Here is a 25,112-nt window from a genome sequence, read left to right on the forward strand (position 1 = left end):
GAAGACGACCGTGCTCCCGGCATACGACACTTCGTGCGGCAAAAAGGGCTGAAAAAGGGCTTGGATTATCGGCTGCGATTAGACGACGCCTGAAGGCACCCGAAACCCTCAGCATGTCGGACGTTGAGACTGGCTGTGCCGTTTCCTTAAGGCGGACATCGGCCGTGAATATGCTTGTGGACGCTGGCGCCCAAATTAGCCCAGATCAAACACCTAGATGTTTAGTCCCGGCATTTGGTGGAGCGGATTGAGAGTGAAGCGCTCGGGCTGGGAAGCCCATGCCTTGCAGATGAACTCGTAGGGCGTGAGGCCTTTGAGGGTCTTCAGCCTGCGGCCGAAGTTGTAGGCTGCGACGAAGTCAGCAAGGTGGCTACGTAGTTGGTCGTGATCGTCGTAGTGGAACCGCTTGACGGTTGCGTCCTTGATGGTGCGGTTCATGCGCTCGACCTGGCCGTTGGTCCATGGATGCTTCGGCTTTGTGGTTCGATGTTCGATATCATTCTTGGCACAGGCGTATTCGAAGGCATGGGCTCGGAATATCTCGCCACTTCCCTGATCAGCGGAACGGCCGAACCGCCAGCGCCTGGCGTGGTGAACTGGATGCCGTTGTCGGTGAGAACGGTGTGGATCCTGTAGGGGACGGCCGCGATCAGGCGTAGCAGAACTCTTTGGAAATGGCTGTCGGAGCCTTCTCGTGCAGTTCGACGAAGGCGAACTTCGAGGTCCGGTCGATGGCGACGAACATGTGTAGCTTGCCCTGTTGGGTTCGGACCTCCGCGATATCGATATGGAAGAAACCGATCGGATAGGCCTTGAACTTCTTCTTCGCCGGCCTGTCGCCCTTGACATCCGGCAATCGGCCGATGCCGTGGCGCTGCAGACAACGGTGCAATGAAGAGCGCGTCAGATGCGGGATCGTCGGCTGCAACGCGTAGAGGCAATCGTCGAGCGGCAGCAGCGTGTAGCGGCGCAAGGCGACAATAACGGCCTCTTCCTCGACAGACAGAAGCGTCGATCTCGGCTCCTTGGGGCCGGTGGGCAGATCGGCGGTCGAACTCCGCTTCTTCCACTTCGCGACTGTTTTGGGGTTGATGCCATAGCGCTTCGAAAGCGCCCTCAGGCTCGCTTGACTATGTTGTATCGCTCGACGGATCGCCTCTGTCGTTGTGGCGCTCCCATGCAGAATCTGGCCCATAGCGCATCCTTTGATTCGGACGACAATGATGAACCATCAAAGCCTGGGATCAAACAGCTAACTCTGCTTTACAGCGGGCCTCAGCGACGCTGCGAGGCGGAGCAGGTCGACCCGACGCTGTTGCCCGGTCTTTTCGAGCAAATGTCGCGTGTGGGACTTTAGCGTGTTCGGTGAGATTGAGAGGGTCCGGGCAATCTGATCGCTGTCTCGGCCATTGATCGTGAGCTCGAAAATTCGCGTCTCGGCCGGCGACAGGTTGTAGAGGATCGCCGCCGCGTCCAGAACGTATTTCGGGTCGTCACCGCGCTCGGCGACGAACACCGCGGCGACCGCTTCGCCGGGAACTCCGGAGCGCACGGAGCGACCGCCCAGCGGGAGCACGTGCACTACGAACGGCTCGCGGTCGGTTCCCGTGCCGGGGATCGCGATGCCGCGCCGACCGAGCGGGCCGTCACCCTCCGCGGCGGCGAGGATTGCCGCGGAGAGCCCGCCGGGCACGATCTCGCCTTTGATATCCAGGCGACCCACGCGATCGACCAGAGGATTGCGGTTCGCCATCGCCTCGCGAGCAGCAGCGTTGGCATGTATGATGTTCGCACGACGATCGACAATGACCACGCTCGAACGCACAGCGTTGACGACCGTCTCGAACATCGTGCGCTGCCTGCGTTCCTCATCGAGGATGCCCGTGATCAAAGCAGCACGCCGAAGGTGTGGGGCGATGACGCGGAGCCCCGCTAGGACGTCTTCGGTAATGGGTCCCTCGTCCCGATGCCGACCTAGGCCGACATTGCCAATGCGGAAGCGGTCCCGGGTCAAAAAGATGCCGATGCTGTCGATTATCCCCTCTGGCGCGGCGAGGTCGAGGTAGTACTTGTTGGACTCCAGCGTCAGTTGATTGGTCACGCTCATGACGTTAATTGGTTCCTCGAGCGGCATGCCCTCAATGCTCTCCGGACCTCCGAGCAAGTCGATAAGTTCCGCGTTATATTCCGGCTTGGCCATTGCGGCTGCCCAATGGTCCGGGATATTGACCAGGACAGAAAGCGATGCCGTTTGGGCGCGTATGTCGTTCAGCGCCATCATGACATTGTGAAGGCGGAAGTGCAGCCGTATCCGGTCCAGCGCGTCGTACCATTTGTCAGGCTCAATGACCGCGTCATAGATGGCGCCGATGAGCTCAATCAACGTGATATCGACACTGTCCATGTTCGCCCGCCCGTAGAGAACCGGAACGGACAATAGATTGGCGGCACGAAGACTGCCATAGACAATAGGAAGCGAACAACAAAAGGAGCCGCCGAACTGCGTTCATAGGAACCTGAGCGAGTTCAGTGATCACCCCTAGGGGTGATGCCACGCGACTGTCTTCATCGATATGATCTCCCTTGTGAACGGGGGTTCAGCGATGAAATTCAGGCATGGTGTTTTCAGCTTTGCAGGCGTTGCTGCAGCGGCGGCCTCCTCTATCGAGGCGACGCCAATTCAGGCTGCCCACACCAGTCCGGTGGCCAGAGAACTGGCGATTGCATTTGTCGCGACTTGGAGATCCTCGGGCGACGCCACCAGCTTCGGTGCGAGCGGCAGTGCGGGGGCCAGCGGCACCTCCGGGTTAAGCGAGGCGAGCAGCCAAGGCTCTCCACCATCTGGTGGAGGGCAGATCATGGGAGTCTCAGCAGAATATCCCGGAAAGATTAGGGGAGCTGCATGATGGGCCGCCATACTCTTGCTTTGTGCACAACCCGGCGACCATGCGTCAAGGCGCTCATGTGGCTCCTGTTTCTGCCGCTTGCACTCTGCATCAGCAGTGGCTCGCGGGCAGACGACAACGTTCTGCATATCGGAGACATCGCTGCATCTGGATTTGCCGGGGTAACCTTGCAAGCCGCCGGGCTCCCACCAGGTGTGGATCCGGCAACCAAAACCGTGATTGATCCCGACGGCGTCACGTTGCAAATCCTGGACGCGAGCCAGATTCAACAGCCGGTCAGAGACCAGCAGATCGCGCTTCCCGCCCGGAAAACCTTCAAGGCCAGGGAAATTGGCCACGTTTTCGGTCTAGCCTTCGACAACCTGCCACCGGACATGCACGGTTCGCCTGGCCTTTATGCGGCTGCAACTTCCGCCTTCGGCCTTCAAATCGTGGGACCGGACAAGGATAACGACGGCAAACCCGACCGACTGACGACTGGCGCGCCGGGCGCCAAATTTATGGACGGGCTCTTTGGCCCCGCAACGGGCGGTGGCGGCGGCGCAATCTGGAAGATCGATGCCGCGACTGGAACCCTGAAACTCTACGCGCAAATTGCAACGAACACTGGACAGGGTATCGGCGGCATAGCTTTCGATCCGGTTAGCCGCTCTATCTATGTGTCTGATCTGGATACCGGCCTCATTCACCAATATGTGGGCAACACGGCCACGCATGTGGCGCAATTCGATCACGGGCTGAAAGGCCGGCCGATGGCTGGGCAAGAGGCCATCCCGGATGATGGTAGTACCATCACACTGGACTCTCCCAATTTCGATCCCACCAAGCCCGAAACCTGGGGCATGACACCGGTGGGCCGCCGCATTGAGGCTCTCGCTGTTCATAGTGGCAGGCTCTTTTATGCCACCGCCGGGGATCATAGCATCTGGTCGATCGGCCTCGGGCCGGACGGATCTTTCCAGGACGATGCCCGTATCGAATTCGGCGCCGGCGATCCCTCCTCCGATGTGGTGGGCTCTATCGTATTTGATGGCGAGGGCGCCATCATTGCGTTCCGCAACGAAATTTTGAACAAGGGTGATTTTTCGGCATTCGCCAAGCCAGGTGCCAGTGCTGTCCTGCGTTATGTGCTCGAGACGCCCGACGACCCAAACACGCCTTCAAAGTGGACTCTGGAAGCTGCCACCTATCCGGTCGGCCAGAACGAGGAGCATGCAGACACCAGTGGCGGCGCGGCCTTGCAATATGCTTACAAGCCGGACGGTACGCTGGACACGGCCAGCTGTTCCGGCACCCTAGTGGTTTCCGGTGACGCGTTGGGGCCGCAGAAGATAATCCACGGCGTACAGATCGGGCCAGAAGACCAATGGGGTACAGCGCCTGATCCTGATTTGGACGCCGGCTTCATCGCAATTGACCCTAATCAAGATGTCGAAGGAATGCGAGGCCATGCTGGCGGCGTCGCGGCGCTGACAAATTGCGACAGCTCAAGCGGCTTCCCGCCCGTTGCCGACGCAAATCAGGCAATACCGCCCGTGCAGGACCAGAACTTCCCGCCTGTGGCTCAGGGTGGCAATGGACAGCCCATGCCGCCGGTGGACAACGGCGGCAACCAAACTTTCCCACCGGTCGACAACGGCAGCAACCAACCTTTTCCACCTGTGGATCAGGCCAACGCACCGGGCACTCTTTCCATCACGAAATCCGCTGGCGTTGCGAAGTGCAATCCCAAGGGCGGCTGCGCTTTCAATATCGACGTGACCAACAATGGCGGCGAAGTCGCCGGGCCGATTGTGATCAATGAACTGATTGAGGCCCCGCAGGCCACCCTCACGGGTGAGCCGAATGCTCCCTGGCAATGCACCAAGGCGGCGCCATTTACCTGCACCCATCCTGGCCCTGTTCCCGCCAACGGCAAGCTTTCGATGCGCGTGGTCTTCGCGCCAAACACCGCGCCGGACGTAAAGGAAATCAAGAACTGCGCCGCATTGCCCGGTGCCGTTGCACCCCAGGCCCCGATCCAGCAAGGCCAGAACCAGCAGCCGGCGGTGGCGCTGCCACCGCCGGTGGCCAGCAATGCCGGAGGCCTCGCGGTCACGTCGACACCGACGGGAGGAAGTTGCTCGCCCACCCAGGGAACTTGTGAGTTCGCCGTGACCGTCACCAACTCCGGACCGGTGCCAATCACTGGTCCGCTTACGATCAATGAAACGCTGGCCGTGGGCAGTCAGAGCCAGGCCAAGAACGACGCCAGTTCTATCCTGAAGCCGGGGGGAATGGTCTGCACGCCGAATGGCCGGGAGCTGAATTGCCAGGAACCGAATGTGACCCTCGCTCCCGGAGAGAGCCGCGTGGTCAAGGCAAGTTTCAAGGTCGACACGGTCGAGGGCGGTGCCGCGCAGTTCGTGCAAAACCACGCCGTCGTCAGCTTTGGCCCACTTGCCGGCGAGGCCAAGGCCGCAGTGGCATTTGAGGACAACAACCAGCTCCCGGAGCCGGCAGGCCCCCCTGCGGGGCAGGCGGCGCAAGGCGGTGAGCAGGCGGCCCAACAAGCTTGCGCGTCCATTCCGTTGGATCCCAATGCACCTTTCCAGAAGGGGCCGGTGGTCATCTCGAAGAAAGGCCCGGCGAGTTGCCCGCTCGTTGGCCCCTGCACCTTCGAGATCACGCTGACCAACACCACCGACGCGGCGGTGCCGGGTCCCATACCCTTCACCGACACCCTCGATATCCCGGGGGCTAAGCTTTCCGACGCGCCGATACCCGCACCGTTCAGCTGCGTCAAGGGTGGACCGCCCCTCAACTGCACCCTCGGCAACGGCGCCCAGGGCCTCGGCCCGCATGAGTCGAAAACTTTGCCGCTTACCTTCGATCTCGATCTGCCCGACGGCACCACCAGCCTGAAGAACTGCGCCGTAAAACCCGCAGCGCCGGCCGCCCCAGTGGCACCGAAGAAGAAGGCGATGCTGTTAAAACCTTCCGGAAACAATCCGCCGATGAGCTATGCCAGCTTCCGCCCGGGGTCTTTCGCTGGCGGAGGCGGCCTGCTGCATTTCGTCGCTGATCCGGGCGGCAACATTGGCGGGGTCAATGCGGTTTCAAAGGATTGCACGGCGTGGCGGCCGACAAACGGCAAATCTAGTGGCTTCAATATTCAGCAAAGCGATCATCTCAGTGTGGCCTTCGCGCCGCTGAATGTCGATCTAGGAGGAAATGTAACAGGGTCGGCCACGTTCATCGAAGACAACGGTCCCGTCAGCGGCAATGTCAGCGGCAAGATGTCGGGCAATACATTTAATATCGACGTTGCATGGAGCAATGGCTCATCCGGCCACTATCAAGGCACGATTGACGATGATGGCAAGGTAAGAGGCCGCATCAGAGCGCGCGCCACCGACGGTTCTGGTCATGTGCTCTCATTCCAAAATAACGGCGGGCCGTGGTTCAAGTGCACCAGCAGCAAGTTCTGCCAGGCCTATGCAGACGAAGCGGTTCGTTCGATGACGAACCTGGGACATGAAGGCTGTCAGCCTGCGGGGCCTGCGCAACGGTGGACGCTGGACCGGCAAAAGCACATCGATTTCTGCATGGCCCAGGGCAGCGCCGCCAATCCTACGCTCGATGCGGAAAAGCAGGCGCGTTCGGACCTTCTGGCACAATGCAAGGCCAACAGTCAGAAGGCAGCAGACGACAAGGCGAAATTAAACGACACACTGTGCGACGATTTTGCCCAGGAAAAGGTCGCGACCTTCGGCATGATCAGTCAAATGGACTGCGCCGCCAAAGCCGGGATACCGGCGGTGCTTGACGCTGCCGCGATCAAGCAGGAGTGCATGACCAAGACTCCGCTGGCGTCGCAGGACGAATTGGGGAAACTCAAGGAGCCGATGCGCGCCATCGTTGCGGCCTGCTTTGCCGAAGTGAAGGCGAAGGGCGGCGTTCTGCCGCCTGAAGTTGGCGGCGGCGGCGCAGGCGTAGAGCCAGGTGCAGACGCCGCGGCCGGCGATCCGGCCCCCGAGCAATGCGCGGTGGTGGACATCGCGAAGCCGGACCAGCAGGCTGCCCAACCGGATGTACAGGGACCCCCGCCAGTTGAACAGGTACCACCACCCGTTGAAGCGGCCAACGCCAATGGCCCCCCGCAGGACCAGGGCAACGGCCTGACCGTTCAGAAATCGGCCGGTGCGGCAGACTGCACGGCGGGACAGCTCTGCGTCTTCAACATCCAGGTCACGAGCAAGACACCAAACCATCCTGGCCCCATCGTGGTCAAGGATACCCCAGACAACTTGGCGGGTCTCAATTTGCCGGCCAACAAACCCTTCGTGGCCACTCCGCCGTCCTGGGTTTGCACCAACGGCGACACGATCACCTGCACCAATCCTGGTCCGGTGCCGCCCGAAGGCCTGGCTTTGCAATTGAGCTTCGCGCCGGGGGCGAAGGCCACCGCCAAGACGTTCCGGAACTGCGCCTCGATCGACACAAAGCCAGGCCCAAACGATGGCAACCTGGCACCTGAACCGTCCTGCGCCGAGGTCACTCTCAATCCAGCGGTTGCTCCTCCGCCGGCAAAGGGGGCCAAGCTGACGCTCAAAAAAATAGCAGATGATTGCAAGCTCAACGACGGCAAGAGCCGCTTTGAATGCAACTTCAGCATCACGATCACTAACGCGGGGGACGCACCGTTCAAAGGTCCGATCACCATCAACGAAGCTATGCCAGGCCTCGATGGCCTGGGAGCGGGGGTCGCCTCCATTCCGCCTTGGACTTGCATAGGACCCGACCCCCTGAATCCCGTGGCCAACAGTTGCAACAACCGCGATGCCAGCATCGATGCGCAGGCCAGCATCAGCCTGCCATTGGCCGTCACCATCCCACGGGATGCCAAGGGCCTGCCCTGCCAACTCGACAATACGGCAACGCTGGAAGCGGGCGATCCTGCCCAGGCGCCTGCCAAGGCAACGGCGACGATGCAGGGCGTGATTCCTGACCCTGCCAACCAGGGAAAGTGCAAGCTGCCCGCTCAACCCAATCTCGTGGTCAAGAAGTCGGTTGCGACCGCAGGGGGCGCAAAGCCGATGAGCTGCACGGTCAGCGGGCAGTGCAGTTTCGACATTGTTGTAAGGAATTTAGGCGACGCCCCCTTTACCGGTCCGATCAACTTGACGGAGGCCGTCCAGGAGCGCCTGCCGGAAAAGATGGACTTTACGCCAAGCCAAAGCCCGGGCTGGTCCTGCTCAGGCGTAACCTCGCTGAAGTGCGATCACCCCGTGGTCACAATCCAGCCGGGAGGACGCTTAGTCGACTCCTTGCGGATCAATGTGACACCGGGTGCCGCGACCTGGAAGAAAGACAATACGCTGACAAATTGCGCCGCGTTGGCTATTCCGCCCGGCGCCAAGGGGTTGGGCAATGATCCCGGCACCGTTGTCAGCGATGACAAAGGTTGCGCCTTCGTCGCGCTCGATCCATTTTCCGTGAAAGTCACCAAAACCGGCGATCAATCCTGCCTGGCGGGGTCGGATTGCCACTTCCAGATCAGGCTGTTCAACCCCGGCCCCATCGACCACAATGCACCCGTGACGATTTCGGACAAGCTCACCGGCTTTGCTTCGGCACCAATCGTCTCCATAAATCCACCGCTGCCCTGCGCCGCTCAGCCGACCCAGATTCCGTTCAGCTGCACCTCGCCGGGTCCGGTCCGGCTTGATCTCGATGCCGCCGATGGCAGCGAGTTTGGGCCCAAGACGTTCGACATGATTGTGCGACTGCCGGCCGATGCTGCGCCGGGGTCGTTCTCAAATTGCGCAGATGTGTCAGACGGCACTGCCAAGGCCTCGACCGGCCGATCCTGCGTGTCGGTGCAGGCCAAGCCAGCCCCGCCCGCAACGACGGCCGATTTGGTCATCACCAAGACTGCCGTGGCACAAACCTGTGGCGAGGCGAAGCCATGCGACTTCAAGATCACCGTGACCAACAAATCTGCCCAAGCTTATCCTGCCGGCATTTCAATCTTTGACCTGATGGCGGCCGATGCCGCACCGATGACGCAATACAAATTTGCGAGCTCGCCAGCAGCGCCGTGGGTTTGCATCGGCTCGGCAGCCCCCGGCATGCAGTGCAATCATCCAGGCCCCCTGACGGCAGGCGCATCGGTGGACTTGCTGCTGTCACTGCAGCCATTGCCGGGTTCACTTGGGGATGCGAAGTTCGTAAACAACTGCGCGAATATTGATGGGCAGCAGGCGGCAGCCAAATCGTGCGCGCAAATCGCCGTGGAGAAGCCGGCGCCTTCTGCGCAGTGCAGGAACGGTATGACAATGACCGGCGGCATTTGCGCTTGCCCTGCAAACACCAAATGGAATGGCCTGCAATGCGCCGGACAGGGAACCGGTGGCGCGACACCAAGCATCTCGAATGACACCCCTGCACCGCTTGCGACGACACAGCCCGCGGAATGCAAATTCGGCATGACTCTGAACAATAACGGCTTCTGCGCGTGCCCTGCGGGAACCAAATGGAATGGTGGCGCTTGCGTAGCAGGATCGGCCGGGGGCGGTGGCGCATATCCAAGCAAACCGATCGATACAGAGCCTGCGCCCGTTGTTAGGGCAAAGACCTGCCCGGTGGATCGACCCCTTGGTAATTACCCGAATTGCTGCCCCGCCGGAACGTCCTTTAAAAATGGCGTGTGCAAGCGGGCAGCCGTCGCCCCCCCGCTGTGCAGCCAGGGCATGGTGCATGATCGCTCCACAGGCAAATGTGTGAGTTGCCCGACGGGCACAACCGCGCGCCGCGACGCTTGTGTGAAGATCACGCTGAAAGTGTGTCCCCCCGATCGACCCAATGGCACTTATCCGAACTGCTGTCCCAGCGGTACGGAGTTGGATAGGCACGGGCGCTGCCGTCCTCCAAAGCAGATCCAGGTTTGCGCGGACAACCAGTTCTTTGACCCCGATACAGGCTTGTGTGTGAAGCGGCCATCTCAGCCGGCTGTATGCCCGGCCGGAAGGCCGGTGGGGACCTACCCCAATTGCTGTCCGACAGGAACGCATTTTGTTGGCCGTCGTTGCGTGCGCGATCAGGAACAGCAACAGCAGCCACCCAGGCAGATCACATGCCCGGATGGAAGAGTGGTTACGAGCTACGCCATGTGCCGCATTGGGCGCCATACTCAACCACAACCGCAGGAACCGCGGCAGATTACATGTCCGGATGGAAGGTTGGTGACCAGCTACGCCATGTGCCGAATTGGTCGGCATACCCAGCCACAGACGCAGGTGCATGATTGCCCGAGTGGATACAAGGTGCTGACGAAGCCGAGCAAATACGGCGCCTATTGCGAGATCATTCCGGTGACACCGCCGCCACCGCCACCCGCACAAGGCTGCCCAGCAGGATACTTCGAGATGAACGGAAAATGTCTCCCAAGAAGCAACGTCAACTAGAGGATGACAATCATGGCGATTCCAGTCCGTTCACTCCTCGCAATGTTGCTATTTACTTGCGCTCCTAACGAGGTTTCAGCTGCATTCGTAAGCGGGCTCGATAGTTGCAAAGCTCATGGCTGCAGTTCACCACCACCTTACCTCGTGGAGGTCAAACACCGCGTTCACCGCAAACACAATGACCAGTTGCCGCAACCATCGCTTTGCCCCCACGGCGAGATTGCGGATAGCGACGGCAATTGTCTGCCTGTCGCCAGCAGGCGGAACAAGACGCAGCAGCAGGCTCTCCCCCCGGTGGAGCAGTGCCCGGAAGGCCAAAACTTGAACCCGAACACCGGCAATTGCTTTTCATGCTCCCACAACGACCATTTCGAAAATGGCCGCTGCGTGCCCTGCCAGCACGGCTTTCATGTGAGCGGAGAGAGCTGTGTTGCCGATTGAAAAAGTGGAGCATCAGATGATGAGCAACCCATTACTGCTGAGCGCAATGGCCGGCATTGCGATTGCGATGGCAAGCACGCCGGCGCTAGCGAGTTGCAAGCAGGGGTTTTGCGTCAGTGGTCATGATGCAGGATCGCTGCATATCGTAGAGTTCAGCACCAGCTACACGAATGTCGATCATTTCAATGTGTCGTCCGACCGCATTGTCGGCGGGCAAATCGAACTCGGCAAAAACGAGACGCAGTTCCAGTTGTATATCCCGAAGGGTAAGCCGCCTACATTCAGCTATGCAATCCAGGCCTGCGCCTATGGTGGATTTCCGCCGAGGTCCAACTGCAAGCCTTGGGTTACCTTTACTCATACTGTGAAATGATGGAGGACGGGATGAGGATGATCCTCGCGACGATGGTTTTCCTTTCTCTCTACCTGCCGGCGCATGCCGAAGATGCGCAAGGCTGCAAGGACGCAGCACTTCTAGGACGCTATCAGGGCGCCTCGATTGCCTGGTGCCGGTTCAAGGATTTTGATGAGCTGCAATTCATAAACGCACCGCATGACTATGGTGCATTGCTGGACCGCAATGCGGTGAAGGATCATTGGGGCGCCGAATGGCTGAAGAAACAAGGCCGGTCCAGCGAGGTTCGCTATGATCTGGCCCCCGGCAGCTCGACGCTCGAGGTTGCGACAAACTATGAGGCGGCGCTCAAGTCAAAAGGGTTCTCGATCACCTTTTCCTGCACGGATCAGGAGTGCCTGACCGGCAGTGTGCGCGACACCTATGTTCTGGGCGAGCAACTGGATCCGGGCAACGTCGTCTCTACATCTTACGCCGATCATGCTCGTTATTTGCTGGCGGAGCTGAGAAGGCCGGAAGGCAATGTCTATGCCAGCGTGCTTGTAGGCGATGATCAGGACAGATCCACGGCTTTCATACGCATCCTTGAGGAAAAGCCGATGGATGGCGGCAAGATCGAGGCGCCCGCGGATCTGTCGGCCACATTGCAGCAGCAGGGCAGCGCCAATGTCTACGGCATTCTCTTTGATTTCGACAAGGATGTGGTGAAATCGGAATCAAAACCGGCCCTTGACGAAATCGCCAAGGCGTTGACTGCAAACCCCTCAATGCGCCTCAAGATCATTGGGCATACCGACAACCAGGGCGCCGCCGACTACAATTTGGATCTTTCAAGCCGGCGGGCAGCCAATGTTTCAGCTGCCCTGGTCGGAGGATATGGCATTGATCCCTCGCGTCTGAGCTATGAGGGTGCTGGCTTTACAAAACCCATCGCCTCCAACGATTCCGATGACGGCCGGGCCAAGAATCGCCGTGTCGAGCTGGTGGTGCAATGATCCACGGCTTCAAAACACTCATCTTCACGACAGTGACCGTGCAATCCATGGCATTGGCCCAGGCCGCAACCATCGTGAAATGTGAAACCGAAGACACTTTCATCGAAGGCTGGAAAAGTCCTATCACGCTAACTTACACTGGCGGTGACACGGGCGAAATTTCTGTCGAATCTGACCACGTGAATTTCAGCGTTCCCGCGCATCTGACCAAGGATCAGACTGATCTGCAGGGCACGAAAGTGGAGCGGATTACCATGCTGGGCACGGCCCAGACGACATCCAATATGCCGGAACCGGCCGCATTGAATGCGTGCATTGCTGGTGAGCTCAAACCGGAGGAGCAGGCGGACACCGATGCCCAGGCCAATGCATTTTTAAAATGCGCCGGCAAAGTTCCATCGGTTCAAGTCCCGGTTACGGCGCATGCGATGATCATGCTGTTGCCTATCAATGATCCAGAGAAGCTTGAACCGATTGTGCAAACCAGCCGCCGGTATCTCGGCGTGAAATTTCCCTGGGGTGGAGACATATTGCTGGAAACTATGCCGGGTGGAGACTGTAAGCTCATCGAATGATGACGCAACGACGCAACGACGATAGCTGACCGCAAACTTCTTCGCGTGCACGTTCCCATCCTTGTCGTGCTGCGTTGATGTGGAATTCGAAATCTAAATTTCGTACGTGTTCTACCAACCACTCCGGCCGTTCCGGCAAACTGATAGCCAGCGGCATTGTAAGATTTGCGAAGAGTGCGTTCTTGTGGTTGAGCGTGATCTAGGAGTCATTCTGTTGGGCAGGCGGTCGAAATTTCTTATCGCTGCCATCCGTATTCGGACGCTGCTTCGCGGCGAGAACACAGAAGAACAGAAGAACGCGCCAACAGTCGGATCATTCATCTCGTCATCATGACCATAAGGCTAAGAGCTTAATATATTAAGGGGGAAGGCCTTTAAATACAGCACCACGCTCAGGCACAAGATCGGTCGCACCGGGAAAGATCTGGTCGCCGGCGACGAAGCCCGGCGTTCCGGTTATTCTCAGCGCCTGGGCCAGTTCGGTGTTGCGGTCGATCAATCCGAATTGAGTCGTGATTATATTGCATAAAAGCGAGTCCATAAGATAGATTGGTTCGGGAAAAGTATCTCGACTTCGGGCCAACCTTGGCGGCCGAGAAATTGGCGGCGAACCACGGCCTGATCGTGTCGCGAGAGACGTTGCGCAGTTGCGCAAATGGATGGCGGAAGCCGGAATCTGGCTGTCGCGCAAGCAGCGCCGGACATTCCATCAGCCTCGTTTGCGTCGGGAATCTTATGGCGAGCTGGTGCAGATCGACGGTAGTGACGCTGCAGGACCGTCTTGTGAAGGAACTGCGCGTCGCCGGCATATCGGACATCGAGGCGGCCAATGCGTTCCTACCGGCCTTCATGGTCGACTTCAACGAGAGGTTCGCCAAGGTCTCTGCCCGACCGGACAATCTGCATCGCGCGTTGAATGTTGCGTCGGATCGGCTGCGTGACGTGCTGTGCATGCGGGAGCAGCGCTATGTCGGCCACAAATACGTCGATATCTAAGAGTTCGCCGACGGTCGGCTGGACGTTCGATGGAGAGCGTGTTCCCTCCCCCACACTGTCTTCGACAAGGAGCAGCACGTCACGCACACGGCGATCACCGAGAACAAGCGGCTCGGCGAAGTGCTGACCTGTATCAAGGCTTAGCAGGACGAGGCGCGGCCTCCGCCGAAGATCAAGACCAACAGCGAGCAGAGCGCCTACAAAAAGCGCGGACGCAAGCCGGGCAAACGGACGGATTTCATGAACGATCCTGCTGTCATCGCGCGGCGAGAACAGGCGCTGACAAGGGTGGCCGCTGCCGAGTGAGGCGGCTTTCAAAGCTAAAGCCAGGGAGCCAAGCTGGAACGCGCCCGATCGGGCTGCGCAACCCCGACCAGCTGACGCCCGATCGGGCACTCATGTCGGCGCCAGGAAGTGCGCCGCTGTCGCATTTCTAACTTGCTGCACCCTGCCCTCGCAAACGTAGGATGCGACATTTCTACTTTGCAGAACCGGCGACATTTCTACATCGCCGCCACATCATAACTAAAGGTAGATATTACTCGCTATTGCAAAGTAAGACTATCGTTTTCAACAAGTCTTATAGACTTTAATCGAGAGCCAATCGCCAGCTTCTAACAGTAACGCCAACTCGACGTACCGGTTGATAGACAGGCGCTACTTAAGACCCCTCCTTTGACTAAATTTAACCGGAGACTTTGAACTCGCTGAGCAGCCGGGCCGGCGCCCCAGGTCAGCCCATATCGGCCTTCGCTCGCGCCTCCCCTGTCGGCGCAACTCATTTGTGCGGCATGCAATAGACACCCTCGGATTCCATTAGTACCGCGCCACCCTTCAACTCGCTCAGTGCGCCAACCCACGCTTGCGAATAAGTGCGGCTGGCATCCACGGCCGTCAGCCAAAGAACGCGATTGTCGGCCAGTTCAACTTTAACTTCCTGCTGCAAAGGGCTCCCCTGCACGGTCTGTTGATAGTGGCGTTTGATCCTGACATTGCCGGCCGGAAACTCAGCTTCGTTGCTGCCGTAGTTCAGCACAAATCCAGTGTGGTCCTCAGCCGCCGAGCAACTGCCATCGCGCTCGCACACGATTTTGGTAGCTGTGTTGCAGTCCCATTTTAGCGAAGCGGGCCACATAGGATTGTCCACGTTTGATCGCGGCTTGTCGCTCTGACCAGCCGCTGTCAACACAGCGCCTGTGTTCAAAATCACAGTGGACAGGAGAAGCACCTTGAACACTACAAACCTCCCTGAATAGCGACCCGTCCTGAGTGATCGCCTTGCCTATGGCATGTTGAGGTTAAACCAGCTTTTCTGGCGTATGCCGTTCGCATCGTCATACTCGATGAACCAGGGTTTTTCTCGCATCGGTCGAGAGATGGTGAAGTAGGTGGGACCATTTCCAGCGGAATGCCCTCTATCGTTGCCTGTGCTCTGGATTTCTGCCGTCACCAACTTACCGTTGATTTCGATCTGGGCCTGTCGGGATCCGTTGTCATGGTTCTGGCCGAGGCGACTATTCATCATAGACACGGGTAGCGTGAGCCTTTCGGACGCGATGCGGCAGATGTTGCGTTCTTGTCCCATTCCGGGTCGATCGGAGTCATTGCCGCCAACTGCTTGCCAGCCAGGCGGACAATCCGCATACTTCTCGAACCTCGCGGCGCTGGAGTTGGCTTGCGGACAGGTCGGCCAGTCAAAGCCCGGGGCTTCCATCGCCGCAATCAACTTGTAAATTGGCGGGTGGCACGAGGGGGTACCCTGCCAGTCGCCGGAAAGACATAGGAGGACCTGACAGCCCCATTCCGACGCTTTTGATTGGGATGGAAGAGCTGCGGCGCCCGCGATGGCGACGGCACCCCCAAGTAGGAATTTGAGTATGGTCATAGCCTTTTCCTCGCTATAGATTTTGACATTTTACTATGGATGACCCGCGCGAAAAAGGACAGATCGAAAAGGCAGGTTTGTGCGACTACATCGATTTATGAAACGAGACGACGCGGGCGTGGTCAACAACCCGTTGCGCACGAACATTGCCCTGACGCTTGAGCGGGAGCGAGCCAAACGTGGCCTATCCCATATGCACATGGCCGAGCTGTTTCGGACCGCCGAGGGCGAAAAGCTGGCCTATCGAACCTACATCCAGACCGTGCGTCAGAAAAACAATGTCACGCTGACCACGTTGCAGATCATGGCAAGCGGCTTGCAAGTGTCTTTTGCAGGACTGCTCGCTGGCGGGAAGAAGGTTCCGGAGTGGGCGCATCAGTTGGACGACAATGCGATCCGCAAGCGGCTGGCGCAAATCATCGATATTGAGCGACAACGACGAACTTTGCACCGGTACCAGATGGCCGAGCTCATCGGCGTGGCGGAGGCGACATACGTGAAACTGGAGCGCGCGAGCGGCAACATCAGCGTCGACACGATTGCCGCGATCGCCAAGGCGTTGAAACTTGATCCAGCGACCTTCCTCTTTTCCGAAAAGATTCCGCCAACACCTGATCCGCCTGCTCTCAACCCAGCCGGCGCGTAGGTACTCATTTCACAGAGCCGTAAACATCAAGGGGCATCATCGGTTTAGGCAGGGCCATATAAATGCCTGGCAGGGTTCGCGGTGATCGCGCAGACCGGCAATTCAGGTGAAAATGAGCAGCGCTCTCTGAGATCCACCCGCGCCATCACCTATGCCTAACGAATGATTGCCAGAAGGCGGCTGCGGTGGAACGCACAGGAATCCTGACTTGTACGGTTGTACCGACACCTTGGGCGCTCTGGATGACAAGCTTTCCGTTCAGCGTCGAGACCATCTCGGAACATGCGGTCAGTCCAAGGCCAGTATGATTTCCAGCTCGCGTTGAAAAGAAAGGGGTAGTTGCCTTTGCAACAATTGCAGGTGGCATGCCTGCGCCCTTGTCGGCCACTTCTACCACCAGATAACTGCGCGGGAGAAATGGTTGTCGTTTGAGTGTCGCGGAGATGAGTACTCGTGCGTTTCTGGCGCCGGAAAACGCGGCCAGAGCGTTTTCGATCAGCTCATTGACCACCAGCCGGAAGGGCGCCGCCGGCACGGGGTGCAGACGCGCTTTAGCATCGACCAGAACTTGCACCATACTGCTGCGATCGCGCGTGAGATCCTCAAGCAGTTGGCCGAGCGCCACGGTGCTGGAATCTTGTGGTGCATAGGCGATCTGAAGCACGCTGTTGGTGATCGATTCCAGTTCGTTGGCAGCACCGCGTGCAGCCTCAAGCATTTCACCGCTCGGCTGCTTGTCTGGTTGTGCGTGCTCAAGGAACAGCCGCAAGGCTGTAACACGCGATCGGGTCATATGCGCAAAAAGCGAAGCAAACGAGCGCATATGCTGGTCACGGCGATTGGCCGAGGAATAGCGCTGATGGATAACGAGATAGAAGGTGGCACCGAGGCCAAGCGCGATGGCAAAGATGAACCAGTTACGCGTGGCCGCAATGTCGATGCTGGCGGTCTGCTGCAAGGTGGCGCTGTGATCAACGGTGGAGCTGGAGATCTCGTAAATTGACTGTTCGAGCTTGGCCATGTCTGCAATGGCTTGTGTGTAATTTTTGCGTGCCGACACAAGGGGTGCGATCTTCTGCTCTAGGGTCAGGCGAACCCCGCCCAGGAGTTCGGCGTCATGATCGGGGAAAAAACGGTCCAGATAGGGCAGGTTTTCCAGCTGTGCGACGTTGACGCTCACCAGCGCCATTTGCCGATCGATGTCCGCATCAAGCTTGCCCGTTGCGTCGGCAATACGAAGATAGCCATAGACCCGTATAAGGCGCTCGCGAATCTGTGCCGCGCGCCACTGAATCTCGAAGGTCTGATTGAGGATGGCATCCGTCTCCTGGCGATAGCGGTCGGATTGGATGAATGTCCACGCACTCAGGCCAAGGGCTGCAGCCATACCGAGATACGGCAGAACAGCGAGGAAACGGCCGTTGTAGAACTTCATTGCGTGGCGCGCAGGATGACTGGGAAAAACACCCAGATCGAGTTTCTTGCGGGAACGTAGGAAGCGGGCAACTGGTCGAAGGGCCAAACAATGAAGATGGGCCCTTTCTCCACCATGCTGATCGGGCGGAACTCCTGGCCCGACGGGCAGAGCGATCTGGCCTTGTCGTTCTCGTTGCAACGACGCTCAACTGCCAGGATCGGATTATAAGACCGGATTTCGTCAATACGAATATCGGAAACGAAGTTGTCAAAGGCGACAACTTTCACCTCCTGCGCGACGGTGACTCCAGCCTTAGCAAGCACGTTTGCAAGCAGCGGCCCACGGTATTCGATTTTCTCGTTGTCGCTCGTCCAGGGGGTTCGCGTGTCATAGGTCTGTTGCGGAAACTCTGCCTGCAGCTGGTTGACCGAAAAGACCGCGACGGTCTTGCCGCTGGCGTCTTCTACCGACACTTCGTTGGGATCGAGGGGAATTTCCTCGGCGGCGCTGGCGAGCGGAAGGGCCAAGGCAAACATTACAGCAAGGGCATTACGCAACATCTTCCATATCCCCGTATTCACGGGGTCCATCGTTCTTGGCGAACAGCACGCAAGGTCCTCGGGACCCCCGCGGGTCGTAGGCAAACCCCTTTTCTGCAAGCGCAAGCGTGATGTTGCGGATGCCGTCAAGGCCATAGAGATGGTCGTGCAGCTCAAGAAAGATGCGCTCGACGCCGGGCAACTCGGCATCCTGCAGAAGCTCTTTTTCGGCACCTTCAATGTCCATGACGAGGGCGTTTATCCGATGATCGGTGATGAAACGATCGACGTTGGCCGAGACGATTGAAAGTTCCCGCTCATATGGTCCCTGGTCTTTGTCCGTGGATGACATCCAAAGGTCGCGACGAACGTAGAAGGTGAAGGACCGCGGCGGGCCTGCTGTGAGCATGCCTTGGGAATATGTGACATTGTCGAGCTCGTTGGCCGCTATCACGCGCTTGGCTAGTTCCGCTGTTGCGGGATTTGCTTCAAAAGCCCACACCTGAACGCCGGGGATTTTCGCAATCAATGCGGTGATGATGCCGATGCCCGACCCCAGCTCCAGTACGCGATCGCGCGCCTTGACCGCCCTGAATATCCACTTCGCTTCCTTCGCTTCATAGCTCTGGCTTTGAAGCGCTCGCCAGATAACCGGCGAAACATCCCGCGGTTCGACGGGGACCTTGATCCCATGTACGGTTAGAGAAGCCATCGCGATCATAGCCCCTGTGGGAGCGGATGACCTTGCCTCATGAGCTTGGCGCGAGCCTGCTTGTAATATTTCTCGGCCGAGCCGGCATCAATGGCGAGTCGATCGGCCATGAGCGAGAAGATCTCTTTGCGTTTCACGCCGGGTGCGCGGTGCGCCATCATGTCGATGGCCTCCTGTTCGCGCGGTGTAAGGACGGAAAATCGGTAATCGGGTTTTGTCATGACAGCCCGCGACAGGCGCAAGGAGAATCCCTTGGTGGAAATATCGTCCAGAACGTCGCTGAACACGCCGGGCGCAAGTCCGGTCTTGCCTAGATAGGCGGCGGCGCCGATTCGTCGGAAACCATCTGCCTCGCAGCGGTTGTCGGAACCGGTGACAACAATATGGATTGCACTGGGTGAAGCCTCGATGATCCTGTCGACGACAGCGACGCGATCACCTTGTGAGGTGGGGTCAAAACCGGGCAAGCCAGGATCGATAACGACAAGATCGAAATGGCTGTTTTGAAGTTCTACGGTCGCGATGTTCAGCGTTTCCGCCCCCAGGACGACGCATTTTTCGAAGCTCGCTTGCACTTCGTTCATCAGTGCCAGACGCATAAGCGTCTGGTCTTCGACCACCAGGGCACGAAACATCAGAAGCCAATCCTTCTACGCAGGCGCCCCCCGCCCCCTGTCTTTCAGAATTGGTCGCTTCAAAATAGGGATGGTGCCATCCCTATTTTTCCTCACCTCCACGGCTATCTGTGTCTGACCGATGTAAGCCAGGAGCAAGACGATGCCTATTCAACTGGTCTGCAGCAACCGACAGATGGAAGCGGCAGAAGGCGTCGCGAAACTGATTGCTAAACATCGTCAGAGCGTCGCTGAGCTTGAAAGTCTCGGCAAGCAAGCGATGGAGGCCGAGGGGAAGGATGCGGTTCTGCTGGGTCAAAGGCTGGACACGGTCATGGCGGAAGAGGCGGCGGTGCGAAGGCGTGCTGCGATTGCTCCAGTAGCCACTATCGCGGAAATGAGAATGAAAGCTGCTTATTTCCAACGGCTGACGGCCCATGGCTGGTGCGAGATTGACGTCGACGATTTACGCGCGTTGCTCGGTTCTTTCACGAAAGTTCAGTCCTAGGAGAAGAGTGCTGAAATCCATGCAGCCACGGCATTCCAGGCCGCATAGAGTCCTGCCGGCACCAAGATGATCGCAACCAACGCGATAGCATCGCCGATGGCGCCCTCGGTGCGTCCTTCCACGGGATAGTAATATTTGTGCGCCTCATCGTCGTGCTTCATTGTTGTCTCTCCGACCGCTTATTTAGCAGCAGCTGAACAGGATGCTGAAACGTCGTGCCCCACAAACCTGCACGTTTCATCTTAGCGTTGATTTCCGCGATGAGGTAGTTCTCATTGACGGCTTTGCCCTTTGCTGTCGTTGCGGCGAACGCGTATCCGGTCGCGATGAGCGCGGTGCCGACGTCGATTGTGTCGCCATTCAGCTGCGCACCGCACACGACAAAGGCCGCCTTGTCGAGGGCGTAGCCGATTGGCTGGCATGTCACCGCCGCGCTATCGAACAGGGCGGCCAGGTGCGCCAGCGAGATGTTCCCGCAATCGAGTTTGTTCCCATTTGGCTGTTCAGCCGACGTGCCGCGAAGACATGACTGGACGCCATAGAGGCGGAAAAGGTGGTCGCCGTCACGCCAGGTATCTCCGGTCAGCAGTTGAGCCGATTTCGATACCGCGAAGGGCGTTGGCGCGGCAGATTCGGATGCACCCTGGGCCTGTGCCGATGCGCACAAACCAAAAACGGCCAGCACTGCAAAGCGCGCCTGTTTCATTCCTGGAACTGTCCACCGAGGTCGGCGGAGTGCTCCAGATCGGGGCGCAGCGACTTGCCGTCCTTGTTGCGTCCGATTGCGGCCATGTCGAAGAAAACCATTTCGTCATCGTCGTAGGCGACGTTGTACGGGTCGTTTGTATTGCCCGCACCAACGAGAGAAAAACACGACACTGCGTCTGGTTCCCCCTTCCCGCTCCGCAGCACAAGCGTTTTGCAAAGCACGACAGAAGCACGATCGTTGTAGATTCCTTCTTCATAGTCCTGCGCGGCCTTTGTGCAGTCCCACTCCTGCGCCTTGTAGGTAATCTTCGGTTTTGGGCAGGCCGCGAGACCGCGCAGTCGATAGGCCACGCCGTTGATGACGCGCTCGGTCGCCGACGGCACCTTCACCGGCAAGCTCAGGGCGGCCGCGTCGCGCTGAAAGAGTGCGCCTTTCGCATCGTAGCGCTCATAGACGAACACCTTCTCGCCCGGCTTCGCAAACTGCAGCAGGTAGTGTTCCGACGGCTGCGCGAAGGCGCTTGGGGCGTCGGCGCCACCAGCATGAGCCACGGCGCCCTGGAGCAGCAAAGCCGTGCAAAGGGCCGTCTGTTTCATCGAAATCCGTCCTTGTGATCGATATCGTGTTGACACTTTACTAGGGCTGCGTGTAGCCATAGTAAAGTGTTAAATTTTGGCGACAGTATGAACACTCGAACAGCTCTTCTGCTCACACTGTGTGCCGCTACGATGCCCTTGGAAGCGCACGGCCGGGATCTGGCATCAGACCGCGTCGCAGTCGCCTTTGCAACGCCGGCGCAAGCCCTTTCCTCAGTCGGGACGCAGAGGCCCGGGTCGTGCAAAACCGAAAACCGTACAGAAGTCGCCGAACTTGTGCGTTCAATCGCGCGGGACGAAGGCTTCGACGCCGATCTGGCCGAGGCGATTGCATGGGCTGAAAGCGATCTCGGCGCAAGTCAGGGTCCGTCCAAGGCCGGAGCCCTTGGGATCATGCAGTTGATGCCGGGCACGGCGGCCGATCTCGGCGTGAGCGACCGTTGCGATACGCAGGCGAACGTTCGGGCTGGCCTGCGTTATCTGAAGTCCCTCTACGACGAGTTCCAGGATCCGCTGCTGATGCTGGCGGCTTACAACGCCGGGCCCAACAGCGTCTACAAGGCGCAAGGGATTCCGGTGAATCCGGAGACGGCGGAATACATCGTGAAAATCCTCAACCGCTGGAAGTTCGGCGGTGTCGTGAAGAAGCCCGTCCTGACCAAATCCGAAATGCTGGCGGCCGCTCCGCCAGCAAGCGAGGACGCTTGGCAGGATGGTCATGTCATGGATTTCGGCAACTGAAAGGAGCCAAGGGTGGAATACAGGAAAGCAGGCAAATTTGTCCTGAAACTGGCCTTGGCCTCGGCGGTCGGAATAGCGCTCGCGCCGGCGACCGCATACGCCCAATCGGCGGCACCAGTCGAAAACGTGCTGGAATGGTTCGTCGGCGTTCTGCAGGGTAACATAGCGCGCTCATTTGCCATCATCGCTGTCTGTTTTCTCGGCTTCCTCGCCATGACGGGACGGCTGGCGTGGATGATGGCTTTTTCCATCATCATTGGCATCGCTCTTATCTTCGGCGCTGCCCAGCTGGTGGACGCGGTTCGCGCGACGGCGGGAGGCAGCTGAGCCATGGACGACGAGGAAGTCTATGTCGAGCCCGTCAGCCTGCCCCTGACACGCCCGCCGATGAAATGGGGGGTGCGATATGAAGTTTTTGCATTGAACGGCATCCTGGCGGTGATCGGCTTTATCGCCACGAGCAGCTTCATGCTCGGTCTTGGCGTCTTCGGCCTGGTGCATCTGGTAAGCGCATATCTGTGCCAGCGCGATCCCTACATCTTTCATATTTTCGAGCGGCGCGTCTCCAAACGCGGAGCGGTGGCGAATCTCACTTTCTGGGGGGCGAGGAGCTATTCGCCATGAGCCTCGATGCAGAGCTGAAGTTTGGCCGTGAGCGCCGCCGCGAAAAGCCGGCTGCGATGCACATCCCCTACCTTCGCCATGTCGATGACAATCTGATCGTGACGAAGAGCGGCTTTCTGGTCGGCGCCATCCGGCTCAGCGGCCTGCCATTCCAGACCATGGACCAGGCCGAGTTGAACAGCCGAATGTTCAACCGCAACACCACGTTCCGCAATCTTTCGACCTCTCGGTTTGCGGTCTACACAACGATCATCCGCCGTCACGTGACCCCGGAAATCGAAGGCGACTTTGACAATCCTTTCGTGGCCGAGCTCGACGCCCGCTACATGGACGAGCTTGGCTCGAAAAACCTCTTCGTCAACGAGGCGTATCTGACGGTCATACGGCGCCCGATGGTCGGCCGGGTCGGCTGGGTGGACAAGGCGCTCAATGCATTCCGTATCAGCACCGCTGGCGAAGAAACCCGCGAAGAGGCAATAGCCGAACTGCATGACATCCTCGACGGCATGGTCAAGGATTTCACGGCTTATGGGGGACGCCTTCTCGGTGTCGTGAAGCGTCGCGACAGCATCTTTTCCGAGCCCGCCGAGTTTCTGGCGAAGATTCTTGCGGGTGGCGGCGACGTGGAAATGCCTTTGCCGCGCATGTCCCTTGGCGATGTTCTGGCGACGCGGCAGCTGTTTTTCGGCAAGTCGGCGTTGGAACTTCGCGGGCCGGACGCAGCCAAGCTCGGCGCCATGGTGTCAATCAAGGAATACCCGCCGTTCACCGCGCCGGGCTCATTGGACGGTCTGTTGCGCCTGCCGCATGAGTTTGTCCTGACGCAAAGTTTCGCGATCGAAGACCGTGTAACGGCGATGCGCAGGATCAACACCATCGCCAACCAGGTCGAGGGTTCCGACGAGGCGGGCACGACGGTCGAGGTCTCCGTGCACGACGGCGCCGACAAGCTGGCCGGCGGCGAAGTCGTCTTCGGACAACATCACATGAGCGTCATGGCATTGGCGCCTGACATGACTGGGCTCAACCGTGCGCTATCCGACATCTCGGCCGAACTTTCGCGCATGTCGATCGTGCCGGTACGCGAGACCCTGAACACGGAACTTGCTTTCTGGGCGCAGTTGCCGGGGAATTTCAGTTACATCGCGCGACGTGCGTTGATCTCTTCGCTAAATTTCGCCGGTCTTTTTTCCGGACACAATTTCCCGTCCGGCCAGCGCGAGCGGCTGCATTGGAACCGGCCCATCGCTTTGCTCGAAACGACCAGCCAGACGGCGTACTATTTCAATTTTCACGTTCACGATGTCGGGCACTTCACGGTGTTCGGCCCAACCGGCTCGGGCAAGACCGTGGTGCTGTCGTTTCTAATGGCGCAGGCCATGCGCATCGTGCCGCGGCCGCGTTGTATCTATTTCGACTACATGCGCGGCGCCGAAATTTTCGTTCGGGCGCTCGGCGGTCGCTACGAAGTGATGGAGCCCTCTCAGCCGACCGGGTTCGCGCCGTTGCAGCTTGATGACACGGCGGAAAACCGTTCTTTCCTTGAAGATCTGCTTATCTACATTTTAACGCCGGAAGGCGGTGCGCTGGACGTGGCGGAAATGCGCGTCATCAACGCCGCCGTCGACATGATCTATAAGATCCCGCGCGAACAGCGGACCTTCGACCTGCTGCCCGAAGTGCTGCGGGGTTCGCTGATGCCAGGCATGAACGATCTGGCGGCGCGGATACAACCCTGGCTCGACCCGAAGGACAAGGGCTGGCTTTTCAACAATCCCGTCGATCTGGTCGATTTCTCGAAACCCGTTGTCGGGTTCGACATGACGAAGATCCTGGGCGATCGAAAGCTGCGCTCGGCGGCGTTGCTCTACATCTTCCATCGCCTCGAAGACGTCATCGATGGCTCGCCGGTGATGCTCTTCCTCGATGAAGGCTGGAAGCTGCTGGATGACGAGGTTTTCGCCGCCTTCATCAATGAGACACTGAAGACCATTCGTCGCCGCAACGGCGTCGTCGGCTTTGGCACGCAGACGGCGGAAGACGTCGTCAATTCTTCCATCTCGTCGTCGCTGATCGAGCAAACGAAGACCAACATTTTCTTCCCCAATCCGAAGGCGGGCAAGGACTCCTACGTGGAGCGCTTCTCGCTGACAGCGAAGGAATTCGAGTTCGTGCGCCGGACCGCGAAGGAAACACGCACCTTCCTCGTCAAGCACGACAGCGACTCGATCGTAGCCAAGCTCGATTTGTCGGCGATGCCCGATCTCATCAAGGTCTTGTCCTCGAACGAAGCCAACAGCAAGGAATGCGCCCGGCTCCGAGAAGCCTTCGGCGACGAGCCGGAGATGTGGCTGCCATACTTCTGCGGATGGGAGGACGAGCATGACGAAGCGGCTTAGCAGCGC

At 58.8% G+C, this 25,112-nt stretch carries 21 protein-coding genes and 2 pseudogenes; 11 read left to right on the forward strand and 12 right to left on the reverse strand.

From position 1 onward, the window contains the following. Nucleotides 1-213: 213 nt before the first annotated feature. Nucleotides 214-1,195, reverse strand: a pseudogene (locus AB4Z43_RS28655) (IS481 family transposase). 57 nt (nt 1,196-1,252) lie between these two features. Further along, entirely contained in the window at nt 1,253-2,404 is a 1,152-nt protein-coding gene (locus AB4Z43_RS28660) for a helix-turn-helix transcriptional regulator (RefSeq protein ID WP_441939970.1), read from the reverse strand. A gap of 558 nt (nt 2,405-2,962) precedes the next feature. On the opposite strand from AB4Z43_RS28660, the gene AB4Z43_RS28665 reads away from it, so the two are divergent. The 4 genes from AB4Z43_RS28665 (at nt 2,963) to AB4Z43_RS28680 (ending at nt 12,720) form a co-directional block, all read left to right on the forward strand. Further along, entirely contained in the window at nt 2,963-10,354 is a 7,392-nt protein-coding gene (locus AB4Z43_RS28665; protein WP_441939972.1) for a YncE family protein, read from the forward strand. 430 nt (nt 10,355-10,784) lie between these two features. Then, nucleotides 10,785-11,168 (forward strand): hypothetical protein, encoded by a 384-nt coding sequence (locus AB4Z43_RS28670; protein WP_441939974.1) that lies wholly within the window; start codon nt 10,785-10,787, stop codon nt 11,166-11,168. A gap of 11 nt (nt 11,169-11,179) precedes the next feature. After that, nucleotides 11,180-12,145 (forward strand): OmpA family protein, encoded by a 966-nt coding sequence (locus AB4Z43_RS28675; protein ID WP_441939976.1) that lies wholly within the window; start codon nt 11,180-11,182, stop codon nt 12,143-12,145. Beyond that, nucleotides 12,142-12,720, forward strand: coding sequence for a hypothetical protein (locus AB4Z43_RS28680; RefSeq protein ID WP_441939977.1), 579 nt, complete (start codon nt 12,142-12,144; stop codon nt 12,718-12,720). The genes AB4Z43_RS28675 and AB4Z43_RS28680 overlap by 4 nt, the downstream gene beginning before the upstream one ends. A gap of 358 nt (nt 12,721-13,078) precedes the next feature. On the opposite strand, the gene AB4Z43_RS28685 is transcribed toward AB4Z43_RS28680, so the two are convergent. Then, on the reverse strand, nt 13,079-13,219 hold the full coding sequence (locus tag AB4Z43_RS28685; protein ID WP_441939979.1) for a hypothetical protein: 141 nt from the start codon (nt 13,217-13,219) through the stop codon (nt 13,079-13,081). Nucleotides 13,220-13,269: 50 nt separating this feature from the next. On the opposite strand from AB4Z43_RS28685, the pseudogene AB4Z43_RS28690 reads away from it, so the two are divergent. Then, nucleotides 13,270-14,022, forward strand: a pseudogene (locus tag AB4Z43_RS28690) (ISNCY family transposase); the annotation flags it as partial. Nucleotides 14,023-14,494: 472 nt separating this feature from the next. Here AB4Z43_RS28690 and AB4Z43_RS28695 read toward each other — a convergent pair. Both AB4Z43_RS28695 and AB4Z43_RS28700 read right to left on the reverse strand, forming a co-directional pair. Then, entirely contained in the window at nt 14,495-14,953 is a 459-nt protein-coding gene (locus AB4Z43_RS28695; RefSeq protein ID WP_095204775.1) for a hypothetical protein, read from the reverse strand. A 45-nt stretch (nt 14,954-14,998) separates the two neighbouring features. After that, the gene (locus AB4Z43_RS28700) at nt 14,999-15,601 is read right to left on the reverse strand and encodes a hypothetical protein (protein WP_441939981.1); all 603 of its coding nucleotides are present in this window, start codon (nt 15,599-15,601) and stop codon (nt 14,999-15,001) included. 97 nt (nt 15,602-15,698) lie between these two features. On the opposite strand from AB4Z43_RS28700, the gene AB4Z43_RS28705 reads away from it, so the two are divergent. Then, a complete protein-coding gene (locus AB4Z43_RS28705; protein WP_441939983.1) occupies nt 15,699-16,247 on the forward strand; it encodes a helix-turn-helix domain-containing protein in 549 nt (182 codons plus the stop codon). A 145-nt stretch (nt 16,248-16,392) separates the two neighbouring features. Here AB4Z43_RS28705 and AB4Z43_RS28710 read toward each other — a convergent pair whose 3' ends face one another. Genes AB4Z43_RS28710 through AB4Z43_RS28725 form a run of 4 tightly spaced genes read right to left on the reverse strand, consistent with a single transcriptional unit; the run spans nt 16,393 to nt 19,550 of the window. Then, complete coding sequence (locus AB4Z43_RS28710; protein ID WP_441939985.1) at nt 16,393-17,682, reverse strand: sensor histidine kinase; 1,290 nt, start codon at nt 17,680-17,682, stop codon at nt 16,393-16,395. Continuing rightward, nucleotides 17,679-18,224, reverse strand: a complete 546-nt coding sequence (locus AB4Z43_RS28715) for a hypothetical protein (protein ID WP_441939986.1) — start codon at nt 18,222-18,224, stop codon at nt 17,679-17,681. Before AB4Z43_RS28715 ends, AB4Z43_RS28710 begins: the two co-directional genes overlap by 4 nt. Next, nucleotides 18,214-18,915 (reverse strand): FkbM family methyltransferase, encoded by a 702-nt coding sequence (locus AB4Z43_RS28720; RefSeq protein ID WP_441939988.1) that lies wholly within the window; start codon nt 18,913-18,915, stop codon nt 18,214-18,216. The genes AB4Z43_RS28715 and AB4Z43_RS28720 overlap by 11 nt, the downstream gene beginning before the upstream one ends. 5 nt (nt 18,916-18,920) lie before the next feature. Continuing rightward, nucleotides 18,921-19,550, reverse strand: a complete 630-nt coding sequence (locus tag AB4Z43_RS28725; protein WP_199201081.1) for a response regulator transcription factor — start codon at nt 19,548-19,550, stop codon at nt 18,921-18,923. A gap of 142 nt (nt 19,551-19,692) precedes the next feature. Here AB4Z43_RS28725 and AB4Z43_RS28730 point away from each other — a divergent pair, with 142 nt between their 5' ends. Beyond that, nucleotides 19,693-20,037 (forward strand): hypothetical protein, encoded by a 345-nt coding sequence (locus tag AB4Z43_RS28730; RefSeq protein ID WP_441939990.1) that lies wholly within the window; start codon nt 19,693-19,695, stop codon nt 20,035-20,037. On the opposite strand, the gene AB4Z43_RS28735 is transcribed toward AB4Z43_RS28730, so the two are convergent. The 3 genes from AB4Z43_RS28735 to AB4Z43_RS28745 are packed head-to-tail and all read right to left on the reverse strand — an operon-like array spanning nt 20,034 to nt 21,342. Then, complete coding sequence (locus AB4Z43_RS28735) at nt 20,034-20,198, reverse strand: hypothetical protein (RefSeq protein WP_441939992.1); 165 nt, start codon at nt 20,196-20,198, stop codon at nt 20,034-20,036. The genes AB4Z43_RS28730 and AB4Z43_RS28735 overlap by 4 nt on opposite strands. After that, nucleotides 20,195-20,743, reverse strand: coding sequence for a thermonuclease family protein (locus tag AB4Z43_RS28740; RefSeq protein WP_441939994.1), 549 nt, complete (start codon nt 20,741-20,743; stop codon nt 20,195-20,197). Before AB4Z43_RS28740 ends, AB4Z43_RS28735 begins: the two co-directional genes overlap by 4 nt. Then, nucleotides 20,740-21,342 carry a hypothetical protein gene (locus tag AB4Z43_RS28745; RefSeq protein ID WP_441939996.1) on the reverse strand — a complete coding sequence of 201 codons (603 nt, stop codon included), beginning with the start codon at nt 21,340-21,342 and terminating at the stop codon, nt 20,740-20,742. The genes AB4Z43_RS28740 and AB4Z43_RS28745 overlap by 4 nt, the downstream gene beginning before the upstream one ends. Before the next feature lie 87 nt (nt 21,343-21,429). Between AB4Z43_RS28745 and AB4Z43_RS28750 the strand changes: the two genes are divergently transcribed. The 4 genes from AB4Z43_RS28750 to AB4Z43_RS28765 are packed head-to-tail and all read left to right on the forward strand — an operon-like array spanning nt 21,430 to nt 25,106. After that, nucleotides 21,430-22,083 (forward strand): transglycosylase SLT domain-containing protein, encoded by a 654-nt coding sequence (locus AB4Z43_RS28750; RefSeq protein ID WP_441939998.1) that lies wholly within the window; start codon nt 21,430-21,432, stop codon nt 22,081-22,083. A gap of 12 nt (nt 22,084-22,095) precedes the next feature. Continuing rightward, nucleotides 22,096-22,410, forward strand: a complete 315-nt coding sequence (locus AB4Z43_RS28755; protein WP_352619172.1) for a TrbC/VirB2 family protein — start codon at nt 22,096-22,098, stop codon at nt 22,408-22,410. Between the two features lie 3 nt (nt 22,411-22,413). After that, nucleotides 22,414-22,707, forward strand: coding sequence for a type IV secretion system protein VirB3 (locus AB4Z43_RS28760; RefSeq protein WP_441940000.1), 294 nt, complete (start codon nt 22,414-22,416; stop codon nt 22,705-22,707). Beyond that, complete coding sequence (locus AB4Z43_RS28765; protein WP_441940002.1) at nt 22,704-25,106, forward strand: VirB4 family type IV secretion/conjugal transfer ATPase; 2,403 nt, start codon at nt 22,704-22,706, stop codon at nt 25,104-25,106. Before AB4Z43_RS28760 ends, AB4Z43_RS28765 begins: the two co-directional genes overlap by 4 nt. Nucleotides 25,107-25,112 lie beyond the last annotated feature (6 nt).

The organism is Mesorhizobium sp. 2RAF45, assembly GCF_052115225.1.
Classification (GTDB): domain Bacteria; phylum Pseudomonadota; class Alphaproteobacteria; order Rhizobiales; family Rhizobiaceae; genus Mesorhizobium; species Mesorhizobium jarvisii.